The organism is Arthrobacter sp. NPDC080031, assembly GCF_040702485.1.
Taxonomy (GTDB): Bacteria; Actinomycetota; Actinomycetes; order Actinomycetales; family Micrococcaceae; genus Arthrobacter.
This window is the reverse complement of record NZ_JBFBLA010000013.1, coordinates 48071-61785: the sequence shown is the minus strand read 5'-3', so window position 1 is coordinate 61785 and position 13715 is coordinate 48071. Positions and strand designations below refer to the sequence as shown.

Here is a 13715-nt window from a genome sequence, read left to right as displayed (position 1 = left end):
GCAGGAGAACTGCGGTGCTCCCGCGCCCGGAGCGGAGAGAACCGATGAGCCTCAAAGACCAGGTGGTCCTGGTAACCGGGTCCAGCGGGGGAATCGGGGACGCAGCTGTCAGCGCGTTCACAGCTGCCGGTGCCACCGTCATTGGCGCTGATCGTTCCCCTAAAAAGGACCAGACCTTAGGGGCCTTCTATCCCCTCGACATCACCTCGGAAGAACAGTGCGCAACGGTTGTGCAGGACATCGCGGCCCAATATGGCCGCATCGATGTCCTCGTCCATGCGGCAGGAGTGCTCGGCACCACCCCCGACATCATGGAGACAACCACCGATGAGTTCGACTCCATTCTGCGGATCAACGCCTCTGCGACATTCTCGATGGTACGAGAAACAGCCAAGTCCATGCTTGAGTCCGGCACGGCCGGCGCCATCGTGGTCTTATCCTCCGTGGCGGCCAAAGAAGCACGCCTCAACTATCTGCCCTACAACGCAAGCAAGCTCGCCGTCCTGCACATCATGTGGTCCTTCGCCGAATTGCTTGGACCTCAGGGCATCTCTGTCAACGCCATCGCGCCAGGTCCGGTGAACACGCCCATGTGGGCACAGTTCGCCAAAGATTCCGGCCCCGATGCAGCCGCCAACCGGGCGAAGAGGGCGGCACAACTGCCGATGCGCCGGTTTGCCGAACCCGATGAAGTTGCCCGCGCCGTCCTTTTCCTGGCTGATCCCGACAACCGCTACATCACGGGCGTGTCCCTCGACGTGGCAGGCGGAGCACATCTGGGAATTGGAACCTGACCCCCTGCGCCTTGCCTCGCAATCATGGAGGCTCCTTCACTCATCTTTGAGCAGATATTTCGATCCAGCCAGGAACTAGGGGTAAAAAATGCATACAGCAATCCGTCATCATCACACTGCTCTGCACGTTGCAGACCTGGAACGCAGCGCCCGGTTTTACGTCGAAGGGCTCGGCTTTACCCGTTTGAATGAATGGACGTCAGGCCCGTATGTCGGCGAGCTGTACGGCCGTCCCAACGTCAAGGTCAAAGCAATGATGCTCACCGCCGGTGACGGGACTTTCTGTCTGGAACTGGTCCAAGTTGAGGATCCTCCGCCCGCCGTTGATCCGTCGGAAGCGCAGCCTGGCACGGCACATCTTGCCTTCACGGATGTCGACTTGCGCAAGGTCTACGCGAGAACGACGGAGCTCGGGTATAGGGCCTTGTCCGAACCGGTCGCACCAGCGTCCGGACCGGTTGCAGGGGGTCTGCTGATCTACCTTCTCGATCCAGATGGAAATCGCGTAGAGCTTATTCAGTCGCCCGACTGGCGCTCGAGCGAAGACTCGTAGGTCACTCGCTCCTCCGTAGCCTATTGGCGGGCAGGGTGCACCCTGCCCGCCAATTTTGCTGCCTTCTGAGGTTCTTTGGAAAGTGCGGCTGAACGGCGGCTTCAGCTACCCCTTGACACCACCGGATGTCATTCCCGCGACGAACCAGCGTTGAAAAGCCAGGAAGATTGAGAGTACGGGGATGAAAGCAATGACGATGAACGCGGCGAAGAGTCCCCAGAAGCTACCGAAGCCGGTGGTGATGTATCGCACTATGCCGTTCTGGACCGTCTTCATGTCTTCCGTGGTGGCGAGGACGGTGCCCACAAGGAAGTCGTTCCAAACGAATACAAAGATGAAGATTGCCACGGCCGCGATACCGGGCCGGATGAGTGGGAGGATGATGCGCCACAAAATCTGCATACGGGAGCAGCCATCAATTGCCGCTGCTTCCTCGATTTCAACGGGTATGTTCTCGATGAAATTCCGCAGAAACAGGATGGTTTGTCCACAGATGATTGCCGTGTAGACGATGATCAGCATTGGGTAGGTGTTGATCAAGGCGGTCTTGACAAACATTGAGTACAGCGCGATGAAAACCACGATCGCCGGGACCATGGACAGGACCAGAATCCCGGTCATCAAAGTTTCCATGCGGCGGCTCCGGTACCGCGTGGCCACATACGCTGCCGGGATGCAAATGGCCAGGGCAAGGACAATAGAGCCGCCCGCATAGATGAGGGAGTTTGCGAAAAAGCGGATGTTGGTCGACGTCAGGAGACCAACATAGCCCTCGGAAGAGAATGGGGCCGGTATCCACCTTGGCGGGAATTCAAGGGTGCTCGAAGCGGTCTTGAGCGATGTGGATACAATCCATGCGACCGGAGGAAGCACGACCGCGGCGGACAGAATGATGTACGCCCAGACCGGGACTGCGCGAATGAAATTGCCCAGGCGTCGCTGGCGGCGCGGGGTTGTGATGCTCACAGGCTTTCCTTCCGTCGGAAGCGAATGGCGACGAGAGTCAGGACGATATTGACGGCGAAAAGCAGGATTGCCGTTGCAGATGCTCCGGAGAGATCAAACTTGTCGAACATCTGGTTGTAGACACGCATGGACAACGTCTCTGTAGACCCGATGGGGCCCCCTCTCGTGGTGACCAGGATTATGGTGACCATCTGCACGTACAGCATGAGAAGAACGACGACGACGGAGACGATGGTGTTGCGTAAGTAGGGGAGTGTGATGTTCACAAACCCGTGCCAGACACCTCCACCATCTACTCTGAGGCTTTCGCGGAGCTCTTCAGGAATCGTTTGAAGGGCGCCCAGGAAGAGGAGCATGGCTTGCGGGTAGGACCACCAGGCAGTCATCAGGGTTACTGCAACTAGCGCACTGGTCGGTGATGAGAACACATCAGTAGGACCGAATCCGAGGGATCTGGTAATCGCAGAAGCAGGACCGTAATTGGGATTGAGGAACCAAAGCCAGATTGTTCCTGCAGTGGCCTGGGACATCAGCCAAGGCAGCAGGAAGAGGCTCCGGACGGAACGCTTGAAGCGGTGAAGATTGTTGAGCACGATCGCCGACAGAAGTCCTGCCGGCAGTGCGATAACCAAGGAGCCGATCGAGAAAACCAAGGTTGTCCATATGCGGCTCGGCAGGTCGGAGTCTGAGAACAATCGGACAAATGAATTCAGCCCCGAGAACTTGCCTATCTGGTAATAGGTTGTCTCGTGGAGGGCCGTCCACGCTGTGTAGATGAGCGGCCCCACAAAAACAAAGAGGAAGACGGCGCTGACGGGGGCGACGTAGAGCCATACAATTCGATCCCTCCGGACCCGGCGAATAGTTTCGACGCCTGAAGGGGAAGACACGGTCCTGCGTGGGCGTGTGGGGCTTTTTGTTGACATTATCTATGTTCCTTCCGAGGGGAGCCTGATTTCGTCAGGCTCCCCTGATATCGGGCGGCTACTTCTTGTTGGCCGCATCCTGCGCGGAACGGATAAAGTCGTCGCCTGAAAAACCTTTGAGGGTCAGTTTCTGCCCGGCTTGGGAGAGGCCAGTGGCAAGCGCGGTCCATGTGTTGGAATAAGTGCGTGGTTTACTGTTGGCCTTGACGTAGGCTGCGATGTCGTTGACGGTCTTTGCCTCGGGAGTGGAGAAAAACGGTTGCTGGTAGGTGGCTGCCCTGGTGGGTACCTCACCGCCCGTTGCCATTAGGGCACCGGCCTCCGGCCCGGTCATGTACTCAATAAACTTCCAGGCGGCCTCGGGGTTCTTGCTGCCATTGCCTATGCCCAAGGTCCACCCAATGGTGGTACCTGTCGTGTCGCCAGTACTGGCTTTAGGCAAGGCCGTCCACTTAAGGTCTTTGTTCTGCGAGCTGAAGGAAACCGCTCGCTCCGTGCCCAAAACTGCCATGGCGACCGTGCCGCTCGCCATGCCGTCAGCTACGGTGCCGTAAGTGTCTGAAACGACGTTGCTACCCAGAGCCTTTGCGTCCCTGAGCTTTGCAAGGAAGTTGCCAAATTCGATTCCTTTGGCCGTCGCGAAATCCGCTTGTCCATCTTTGTTCCAGATTTCTTGGTCAACCTGTGTCATGAAGCAGTTGAAGAAGGTGCTGATAATAGCCGAGTTGTCCGTGTCCGAGAAGCCGGTCCCGAAGCCGGTGAATCCTGCGGCGGCAGCTTTCTGAGCCACGTCGACAACCTGGTCGTACGTGGTGGGAACGGTCGCGCCGATCTGGTTAAGGATCTTTTGGTTGTAGTAGAGGGCGCAGGTTCGATATTCATACGGCACGGCAACTGGTTTGCCGTCAGGGCCAGCAAGAGTGTCGGTCGGACGAAGCCAGTCACTCACCTTGGAAGCAGCTTCAGGCAGTGGTGCGTAGACGCCGGCAGACGCCATCTGCGGAACGACGGGGGTGTACATCTTGAAGACGTCAGGAGCCTGACCTGCTGCCGCGGCTTGCGGCAGTCTGTTCAACATGTCGCCAAGCGAGACGACGGAGAGGTTGATCTTGATATCCGGGTTTGCCGCCTCAAACTTGGCAATGTTTTCCTTTAGGGCCTTCGAGCGCGGATTAGCCTGGCTGGGATCGAGGAAGTCCCAGTAATTGAGCGTCACGGGTCCTTTGGGTTCCGAAGCTGAGGGGGAGCAGCCACTGAGAGCGAGGCCGGCTACGACGGCTGTGACGAGCGCCAAGCTCCATCGCTTTTTGATCATGAATTTCTCCTGAGAACTGGTTTGCCGTTGCGGGAGCATGCCGTGCTCAATCGACGCCTACTAAACGAGGGCCACCGACGGTTGGGAGGAGCCAGTTGATCATCGAGTCTCTCCCTTGAGATCGGTTGCATTTACGAAATTAGCAGTGAGATCGGTTGCTGAGATCGGTTGCAATAAACTTAGGACTGGAGGCTGGCTCTGTCAAGGGAGCATTTGACGCGGAATTGGGAAGTCTGAATTTGTCGATTAGATCCAGTATCTTGGGGCTGGTCGCCCTGTATCGTTTCGAAGTGCACTCCAGAGAGGCCCGAGCCATCCAAGCGGGCGCCTGGCCGATCTCAAGGGGCTCTCACTGACTCACTACTTTGCCGCTCGCAGCGGGCCGGGACTTCCGAGGCTTCTTGCCCAGTACTTGTTGCCGCCGCCGGATTAGGCGGCTCTCGGTTCGTTGCACTTCATTTTTTCCCTGGCTCCGCTCCGGGCCAAGTACACGAGCGATCTGCCGCTGCTACGAACAAAGAAACCAGTGTGGACAGACACCGACCGGACTGCTCAGGATTCTTCATTTTCCGCCACATCCCAGTGCGTCCAAGGCCCTGGAATGCCGCGGTCCGTGCCTCCCAACTGGCTGGCAGTTGTTGTCGTTCTGGGGGGACTGTCCGTTTAACGGTGGATTCGGGATTGGCATTTAGTTGATTCTTCCTTCGAAGGTGATGGCGAAGGCGTTGAGGGCCGGTTTCCATCGCATGGCCCATCGTGCCCTGCCTTTGCCGGCGGGGTCCAGTGCCCTGGTTGCCAGGTAAAGGCACTTCAGGGCGGCCTGCTCCGTCGGGAAGTGACCTCTGGCCCGGACCGCGCGCCGGTAGCGGGCGTTGAGCGATTCGATGGCGTTCGTGCTGCAAATGACCCGCCGGACTTCGACGTCATAGTCCAGGAACGGCACGAATTCACTCCACGCGTTCTCCCACAGACGGGTGATCGCCGGGTACTGCCGACCCCATTTGGCGGAGAACTCCACGAAACGTTCCTTGGCTGCGGCCTCGGACGGTGCCGTGTAGACCGGGCGCAGGTCACGTGCCACTTCGTCCCGGTACTGCCGGGCCGCGAAGCGGAAGGTGTTGCGGATCAGATGGACAATGCAGGTCTGGACCACGGCCCGCTCCCAGACGGTGTTGATGGCCTCGGGCAGGCCTTTGAGCCCGTCGCAGACGCTGATGCAGACATCCTCCACGCCCCGGTTCTTGATCTCAGTCAGCACGGAGAGCCAGAACTTGGCGCCTTCCCCGCCGTCGCCCGCCCACAGGCCCAGGATGTCCCGTTCACCGCCGGTGCTCACCCCGATCGCGACATAGACCGGGCGGTTCGTGACCTGCCCGTCGCGGATCTTGACGTGAATCGCGTCAATGAACACCACCGGGTAGACCCGGCGGTTTCCAGGGGCCGGTTTTGCCACTCGACCATCTCGGCAATGACCTTTTCGGTGATCCGGGAGATCGTGTCCTTCGAGACTCTCGCGCCGTAGACATCATCGAAGTGGGCGGCGATTTCCCCGGTCGTGAGTCCCTTCGCGCTCAGCGACCACACGATCTCGTCCACCCCGGTCAGGCGCCGCTGCCGTTTCTTGATGATCTGCGGCTCGAAGGTCGAACCGGTGTCCCGCGGCACATCGATCTTTACCGGCCCGATCTCCGTCAGCACCGTTTTCGTGCGTGTGCCGTTGCGGGAATTTCCGCTCCCGCGCCCGGCTACATCGTGCTTCTCGTAACCAAGGTGGTCCTCCATCTCCGCCTCCAGGGCGGTTTCAAGGACGTTTTTCGTTAGTCGGTTCAACAGCCCGTCGGGTCCGACGAGCTCAATTCCCTGCTCCTTGGCCTGGGCCAGAAGCTGCTGCGCCAACTCGTGCTGATCCACATCAGTCGCCATGGGATCCAGTGTTTCGCTCACAGTCAGTCCTCCCCGCCAGGCACGCTGCCCGGCGTGTCAGGCCAACCCTGAATCCACCGTTATTCAGACACTCCCGTTCTGGGGGCTGAAAACGGCAACAACTGCGAGTCAGTTGGGGGTGGCCCGCGTTTGGGTCGCCGTCCAGCCGTTGATGATTTGGGGTTGGCCGAGGGCTTTGAGGCCTTCGGTGCCGAATTCGAGGCCGTAGCCGGATTGTTTGGCGCCGCCGAAGGGGATGCGGGGGTCCACGGCGCCGTGTTTGTTGATCCAGACGGTTCCGGCTTGGAGGCGGGCGGCGACCTCTCGCGCCGCACTCACATCGGGGGACCAGACGGAGGCGCCGAGTCCGACGTCGAGGGCGTTGGCCATGGCGATGGCCTGGTCGATGGTGGTGTAGCGGATGATGGGCAGGGCGGGGCCGAATTGTTCCTCGGTGACGAGGGGGTTGTTGTTGTCGATGTCCGCGACGAGGGTGGTGGGGTAGAAGTTGCCGGGCTGGCCGGGGTCGGGGTTGCCGCCGAGCAGGATCCGGGCGCCGGCGTCGCGGGCGGCGTCGACGAGGCGGGCGAGGATGTCGTACTGTTGCTGGTTTTGCAGGGGGCCGAGGACGTTGTTTTCATCGAGGCCGTTCCCCATGGGCATCGCGGCGGCCACGGCGGCGAGTTCCTCACAGACGGCGTCGTAGAGGGAGTCGTGGACGTAGAGGCGTTTGAGGGCGGCGCAGGTCTGGCCGGTGTTGATGAAGGCGCCCCAGAAAAGATCCTGCGCGATCGCTTTGGGGTCGGCGTCGGGCAGGACGATGCCGGCGTCGTTGCCGCCGAGTTCGAGGGTGAGGCGTTTGACGGTGTCGGCGCTGGAGCGGATGATCGCTTTGCCGGTGGCGGTGGAGCCGGTGAACATGACTTTCCCGATCGCGGGGTGGGAGGCCAGGGCTTCGCCGACGTCGGGGCCGCCGGAGATTACGGTGAGCAGGCCTTCGGGGAGTTCTTCGTTGATCACCGCGGTGAGGGCGAGCACGGACAGGGGCGTGTATTCGGAGGGTTTGACGACGACGGTGTTGCCCATGCGCAGGGCGGGGGCGATCTGCCAGGTGGTGATCATCATGGGCCAGTTCCAGGGTCCGATGGCGCCGACGACGCCGATGGGCCGGTAGTGCAGTTCGGCGCGGGTTTCGCCGTCGTCCACGACGGTTTCGGGGTCCAGCGGTGTGGTGGCGGTGGCGCGGAGCCAGGCGGCGCAGGCGCCGACTTCGAAGCGGGCGTTGGGGCCGTTGAGTGGTTTGCCTTGTTCGCGGGAGAGCAGGCGGGCGAGTTCTTCGGCGGAGCGTTCGACGGCGTCGGCGGCCTTGAGCAGCGCGGCGGACCGGGCGTCGTGGCCCAGCGCGGCCCACGCGGGCTGGGCCGCCGCGGCGGCGGCAACCGCGGCCTCGAGGTCCTCGACGGTGTGCACGGGAGCCTCGCCCACGGGAGTGCCCGTGGCCGGGTCAAGGATAGTCCGGCTGCACTGGCCCGGGGCCGGGGCGATCCTGGCAAGCAATGAATCGTGCGTTTCCATGGGGTACTCCTCTTCGAGTAGCTGGATGAAGCTCTTGCTCGATGTCCGGTTAGTGTTTGTGGGTGTCCTGCGGGTACTCGGTGGTGTTAAGCACGCTCAGCCGGGAGTTGAACGGCAGGATCACGGGTTCGGCGGCGGGATCGTCCCATCCGAACATGCGTCCGATCGAGCGCTGCTCGCGGAGATCGACCAGCAGCACGGCCTCTACAGTCATGACTTTCTCTGTCCAGAAGAAGATATAGAGGTCATCGGCGGCGTCCCAAGTCATGCAGCGGTCCGTGTCGGCGAGTCCTGCTTCGCCGCCCCGGATGCAGTTCCAGGTGAAGGTGCCCGGGTTCAGGTAGATGTGCTCATAGGTTTCAACATCGCTGTAGCGGTAGAAGATCCGCTTTCCGACCAGCCCCGTTGAGCGCTGGTGCACAATGGTCGAGCCAAAGGTGTTCGAGTGGCTGAATTCAGTGGTGCTCCGGGTTTTGCCGTCGACGGTGACGAACCTGGAAACGCCGGCGGTGACTGCCCCGGTGTTGCGGTCGAGAATGATGGTGACGTTCTCGGCGTCGACGCCTTGGCCCATGACGAAGTCAATGATGAAGATTCCGGGGCGTGCCTCGATGGCCTTGTAGGTGGCCGTGCCGCTCCGGTTGGCATCACGTTCCGAGACACGCCAGGTGAGAGAGGATGCATCCTCAAAACCGTATTCGGCGGTGGACCCGTCCTGTCCCGGGAGGCGGAGGGTGGTGCCCGCCAGCTCGGGGGACGCCGGGAGGGTCTGGTCTCCGAAGCCATCGAGCATGGCTGATACAGGCGGCCACTGGTCTTCGGGGATGTAGTCCTGAATGTCCGTTGAGGTCATGGTGTGGTTCCTTTTGATAATCATGAGGTGCTTGATGTCGGTTGTTAGAGGATTTCTGCGGCGTAGTCGATCGATGGCTTCTGTTTCCCCCGTACCAGTCCCGCCACGAGGAAGATCGGTATGCCCAGGAGGAGCCAACGGGCGACTCCGCCGGCACCGCCGAGCAGGGCGTCGTAGTTGTCCAAGGTCAGGTACCCGATGGCGATGAAGGCCAGGACGGACAGTGAAGGAGCGATGACCGTCACCCAGAGATTGTCGCGGACGCCGTTTCGGGCGAAGAACGCGACGATCGCAACTGAGGTCAGAAGCAAGATGGTGATGAACCCCGCCGTGCCCAGCGCGACGAACCAGGAGAAGACAATGCCGATGGGGTCGGCTCCGGCCAGCAGGAAGGCGCTGATCACGACCAGGACGACCAAGGCATTGACGAGACCGGCGAAGGAGGGCGCTCCCGTTTTGGAGACGGAGGAAAGCTTGGCGGGCAAGGCGCCGGCCCGGCCGAGTGCAAACAGGTACCGGGAGAACATGTTGGACAGGCCCAGGAGCATGGCGATGAAGCTCGTGACAACGAGGACCTGCATGGCAACGCTCAGCCATGGGCCGGCGCTGGCATTGGCGAGATCGAAGATCATCCCGGCGGGGTTGTTGCTTGCCTCCTGCTGGATGTGGTCTATTCCGATGGAGCCGCTGATCGCCCAGGTGGAGAGCGTGTAGAAGACCCCGACAAAGGCGATGACAAGGTAGGCCGCGCGGGGGATCGTCCGTCGTGGATTTTTCGCCTCTTCGGCGAAGACAACCGTGGCTTCGAAACTCGTGAAGCAGGCGAAGGCGAACAGCAGGGAGATCCCTAGGCCAGGACCGAAGACACTGGATGCGGTGAAACCCTCAAACGTGAAGATTCCCAGCCCCTTCTGGGCAATGAGGGAAATAACCAAGGCCGCGACAACTAGGGTTTCTCCCAGGATCAAGACGCCCAGGACCTTCAGGCTCGCGTCGACGCCCTTCATCGTCAGTCCTGCCGTCAATGCCAGGACAACGACTATCCAGACGTAGACGGGTATTCCGATTCCGGTGAGGCCTTCAACGAGTTGCTGGGCGAAGACGCCGAACTGGGACCAGAGGCCTATCTGCAGGCTGAGATAGGTGAGGATGGCGATGCCGGCACCGGCGGTGGCCCATTTGTTACCCAGTCCCTTGGCGATATAGGCGACGAAGCCACCCGCGTTGGTGATGTGGTGGCTCATCCGCAGATATCCGACGGAGAAGAGCGCAACGAGCAGCGCCGCGATGGAGTAGATCACCGGGGTCCCGGGGCCGCTTGCTGCGAAAAGCACCGGGCTGGCCCCTACAACGGCGGCCATGGGCGCTGCTGCGGCGATGGAAAAGAATGCGACGGCGATGACGCCGAGTTTGTTCGGCCTCAATCGCACTGCGTGCGCGTTTGACACCGGCTCTACTAATCCGAGACCTGTCGAGGTCTCGCCTGGTTCTTGGTTCATGGGCGGCTCTTTCGGAAGCGCAATGGCGGGAAGCCTGATGCGGAAGGGGTGTTAGAAGGCCCTGCTTTCGCGCGCCGATGCGCGGTAGCGGGTAGGTCCGAAGCTCTTTTCGAGGACTGCGGACCGGTTAGTGATCCCGGCCACGCGCAAAACTCTACATCTGTATAGTTTTCTCTGTCAATGGCCTTTCAGTGCGAGCTGACGAGGCTAGACTCGGTCTATGAGCCAGGATTCACGGAGGTTGCCGTACGGGGACGGCCGAGACGCCCTGCTGGCCGCGGTGATCGACGTCGTCGCAGAAAAAGGCCTCAAGGGTGTCACGTACCGCGCGGTCGCCGCCCGGGCCGGCGTGAACCATACGCTTGTCACGCACCACTTCGGATCCATCGAGGGACTTCTGGCCGCCACCATGGAGTGGGCCATTCAGCGCTCCATCGAGGAGACCGGCCTGGCTGGTATCGCGGACTTTGATGAAGGATTCGCCGACTCCCTCATGGCTACGGTGTCGGCTGAACCCGAACTGCAGCTCTTCCAGTTCGAAATGCTCCTTGAGTCCAGGCGCAACCCTAAGATCCTGGCGATGGTGGAGCGGCTTTACGAGAGCTACGTGGGAACCGTCGAAGAGGCATTGAGCAAGCGAGGCCTCGACACTACAGGCGAAGCCTCCCTGGCCATCTTTGCCGCCCTGGACGGGCTCATGCTCCAGTTCCTGACGATCACCAACCCCGCGAAAATCAGATCGGCCGTGATCCAGGTGGGCAAGCTCGTGTCCGGACTGCAGAACACTGCAGAGGAATCCCGGCGCCCGGCAACCACCAGCTGAGCACTTAGTCCCGGTCGGTACTGGAGCACTTCACGTCAGGCCGGGGGTGCGTCTTGAATGGCGCGGGCTGCCTCGAGGCCGCTTTCGATGGCGCCGTCGATGAAACCACCCCAACCGTTGGCGTAGTCGGAGCCAGCGAAAAGGAGGCTCCCCTGCGGTTTCTGGAAAACCGCCAGAGCCCCGCTGAGATATCCGGGGCGATGCATGGGCCACGTTTCCCCGGACAAGGGGTCTGCGGTCCAATCATGGCTTGCGACCCCTAGAACCTCCGCATCAGGCACGAGGAGTCCGAGGGCGGCCTGCACTTGCCGGAGGTCTGTCACGTCCAACCGCGAGGAATCCGGGCCAAAGGCAACGAGAATAGTGTCTCCGTCCTGGTCATACTCTGTTTGGGCAAAATTAAGCTGCCAATCAGCCAACCCCAATGCAACAAGAGGCCTCCGTGCGCCTTTGACTTTGATCCAGGCCTTAATGCCCCTGGAGACCTGGCCCTCAGAAATGGCCTTCGTGCTGGATTCAGGAAGCGGTGGCTCGAAGGAGATACCGCCCATCGCGCCCAAGGGCAGAGTGCACACCACGTGATTCGCCCGATAGAGCGAGCCGTCGGCGGCCCTGACGGTAGCGCCCGCATCGTCGTGTTTGACCGAAACAACCGTCTCATTTAGCCGGATGTCCGTGCCGGTGGCCATGGCTTGGATGAGCGCCCCGGTGCCTCCCTGGATCTTGAACGTGGCGCACGCCTCGAAGCTGACCATCCAGTCGCCGTTGGTGAGGGCGACCCATCGGAGCGCCTGGGTATATGCCGCATCGTCTATTGGTCCGTTGAAGTTCAGTGCCCAGAAGGATTCCAGGATGTCCTTCGAATAATCGGTGATCTGCAGCTCTGCTATTTTCTTCGACAGGGGCGTTGCGTCGATGTCCCTGGACTCTGGATTGGCCCACGGGGTGAAGGGCTCGGGGAAGTACCGGCGTGCTTCCTCCATGAGCTTCCGGTTGGATGCGTCGATGTCGCCTAGGAGTTGCTCCGGGTCGCCTTGGTATCGCCTTCCGTCCGCCCACCAATAGGCAGTCTCCGGGACCGGGCTCGGCACGGTCCCCAGTCCGTACCTCTTCATTTCCGACCAGACGTGCGGCTGGGTCCAGTGCACCCAGGTGCCGCCCATCTCGAGCGGCCGCCCCAATCGGGTGTCGAGCCAAGTCCGCCCCCCGATGCGGTCACGGGCTTCCAAAACAATCACTGATCGGCCGGACTGGCGTAATTCCCGCGCAGTGGTAAGTCCTGCGAAACCGGCGCCGATGACAACGACGTCGGTCTGTTCGGTCCGGAAGGTGGTTTCAGTCATGATCAAGCCTTTGGTGGTCGTATTCGGGGAGGGGGTCAGGAGTAGACGAAGAACTCGGTAGTGGTTTCAACGACGGTCCAGCGGGTCTGTGCGCCTTTGTTGAATGACGCTGCCGAACCTGGTTTCAGGTCAAAGGTTTCGCTGCCGACGACCTCGATGCGCAGGCGGCCTTCGATGATGTGAATCGTTTCGTCCGCTTCTATGAGCAGGTCGAACGGTTCCGGAGCTTCCTCCTGTGTCACATGCCAAAAGCCAGCTGACAGGGCAGGCCGGTCTCCTTCGCCCGGGCGGCGCACCCACTGCACTTGCCCCAATTCGAACGGCTCGTACTTTTCTGGGTCAAATGCGCTGTGGACGGTGAATTCAGCGGATGTAGGGGTGGGCATGGCTTCTCCTTGGCGTTGCGATGGGATGCTTAAATTAAGCAGATGCTTAGTCGTGTCGTGAGTCACATATAAGCATCCGCTTAGCTTCGCCGTCAAGACTGTTTCAAAGGGCATTAGACTCTGCTTCATGGAAGAATTCGTCAGCGCCGGTTATGGCACCGGCAGGGAAGCCCTGCTGGCCGCAACGGTTCACGTTGTGGCACGGAAGGGGTTGCGGGGCCTCACATACCGTGCCGTCGCGGAGATCGCCGGCGTGAATAACTCGCTCGTGGCCCATCACTTCGGTAACCGGGATGCCCTGATCGAGGCGGCGCTGGAATGGTCGGTCAGCCGATCGATTGGCCTGTCCGGGCTGGAAAACCTGCCCTCGGATAAAGAGGATTTTTGCCGCACCCTCATGGCGCTCATTCGCGAAAATCCGGACCTGCAAACGTTTCAGTACGAAATGATCCTGGAGGCGAGGCGGCGCCCGGAACTCGCCGGCGCGGTCCGCCGTCTGTACGAAAGCTACATCTCGGCACTGTCAGTCGGGCTGAGCCGCTTGGGAATCAAGGGCGGTCCAGGAGCAGCGCAGGCCGCCTTTGCTGCCCTTGACGGCCTGGTGCTCCAACTCATCGCGGGGGTGGAGGAAGGAGGGGTGGAGCGTGCCATCCGTTATTTGTGGGGAGTCCTGGTTGGCTCGGACGAAGCTGGATCCCTTTCAAGCCTCGAGGTGTGAAGGGCTACCCCCCCTGGCGCGGCCTCCTGCCGCGGGACCTG

12 protein-coding genes and 1 pseudogene are annotated in these 13715 nt (G+C 60.9%); 4 read left to right on the top strand and 9 right to left on the bottom strand.

Annotation, left to right across the window (positions count from 1 at the left end):
* Positions 1–44: 44 nt before the first annotated feature.
* Positions 45–794 carry an SDR family oxidoreductase gene (locus AB0323_RS12740; protein WP_366177646.1) on the top strand — a complete coding sequence of 250 codons (750 nt, stop codon included), beginning with the start codon at positions 45–47 and terminating at the stop codon, positions 792–794.
* A gap of 88 nt (positions 795–882) precedes the next feature.
* Positions 883–1347, top strand: coding sequence for a VOC family protein (locus AB0323_RS12735; RefSeq protein ID WP_366177645.1), 465 nt, complete (start codon positions 883–885; stop codon positions 1345–1347).
* A 105-nt stretch (positions 1348–1452) separates the two neighbouring features.
* Here AB0323_RS12735 and AB0323_RS12730 read toward each other — a convergent pair whose 3' ends face one another.
* From AB0323_RS12730 to AB0323_RS12700, 7 genes and pseudogenes are all read right to left on the bottom strand, one after another.
* Positions 1453–2313 carry a carbohydrate ABC transporter permease gene (locus AB0323_RS12730; protein ID WP_366177644.1) on the bottom strand — a complete coding sequence of 287 codons (861 nt, stop codon included), beginning with the start codon at positions 2311–2313 and terminating at the stop codon, positions 1453–1455.
* Positions 2310–3239, bottom strand: coding sequence for a sugar ABC transporter permease (locus AB0323_RS12725; protein WP_366177643.1), 930 nt, complete (start codon positions 3237–3239; stop codon positions 2310–2312). The genes AB0323_RS12730 and AB0323_RS12725 overlap by 4 nt, the downstream gene beginning before the upstream one ends.
* 58 nt (positions 3240–3297) lie before the next feature.
* Complete coding sequence (locus AB0323_RS12720) at positions 3298–4455, bottom strand: extracellular solute-binding protein (protein ID WP_366177642.1); 1158 nt, start codon at positions 4453–4455, stop codon at positions 3298–3300.
* 787 nt (positions 4456–5242) lie between these two features.
* Positions 5243–6477 (bottom strand): annotated as a pseudogene (locus AB0323_RS12715) (IS256 family transposase).
* Between the two features lie 129 nt (positions 6478–6606).
* Complete coding sequence (locus AB0323_RS12710; RefSeq protein ID WP_366177641.1) at positions 6607–8052, bottom strand: aldehyde dehydrogenase family protein; 1446 nt, start codon at positions 8050–8052, stop codon at positions 6607–6609.
* A 49-nt stretch (positions 8053–8101) separates the two neighbouring features.
* Positions 8102–8905, bottom strand: a complete 804-nt coding sequence (locus tag AB0323_RS12705) for a MoaF C-terminal domain-containing protein (RefSeq protein ID WP_366177640.1) — start codon at positions 8903–8905, stop codon at positions 8102–8104.
* Between the two features lie 44 nt (positions 8906–8949).
* The gene (locus AB0323_RS12700; protein WP_366177639.1) at positions 8950–10404 is read right to left on the bottom strand and encodes an APC family permease; all 1455 of its coding nucleotides are present in this window, start codon (positions 10402–10404) and stop codon (positions 8950–8952) included.
* Positions 10405–10624: 220 nt separating this feature from the next.
* On the opposite strand from AB0323_RS12700, the gene AB0323_RS12695 reads away from it, so the two are divergent.
* Positions 10625–11227, top strand: coding sequence for a TetR family transcriptional regulator (locus tag AB0323_RS12695; RefSeq protein ID WP_366177638.1), 603 nt, complete (start codon positions 10625–10627; stop codon positions 11225–11227).
* 35 nt (positions 11228–11262) lie between these two features.
* Here AB0323_RS12695 and AB0323_RS12690 read toward each other — a convergent pair whose 3' ends face one another.
* The gene (locus AB0323_RS12690; protein ID WP_366177637.1) at positions 11263–12570 is read right to left on the bottom strand and encodes an NAD(P)/FAD-dependent oxidoreductase; all 1308 of its coding nucleotides are present in this window, start codon (positions 12568–12570) and stop codon (positions 11263–11265) included.
* Positions 12571–12605: 35 nt separating this feature from the next.
* Entirely contained in the window at positions 12606–12956 is a 351-nt protein-coding gene (locus tag AB0323_RS12685) for a cupin domain-containing protein (RefSeq protein WP_366177636.1), read from the bottom strand.
* 127 nt (positions 12957–13083) lie between these two features.
* Between AB0323_RS12685 and AB0323_RS12680 the strand changes: the two genes are divergently transcribed.
* On the top strand, positions 13084–13674 hold the full coding sequence (locus AB0323_RS12680) for a TetR family transcriptional regulator (protein ID WP_366177635.1): 591 nt from the start codon (positions 13084–13086) through the stop codon (positions 13672–13674).
* The last annotated feature ends 41 nt before the right edge of the window (positions 13675–13715 follow it).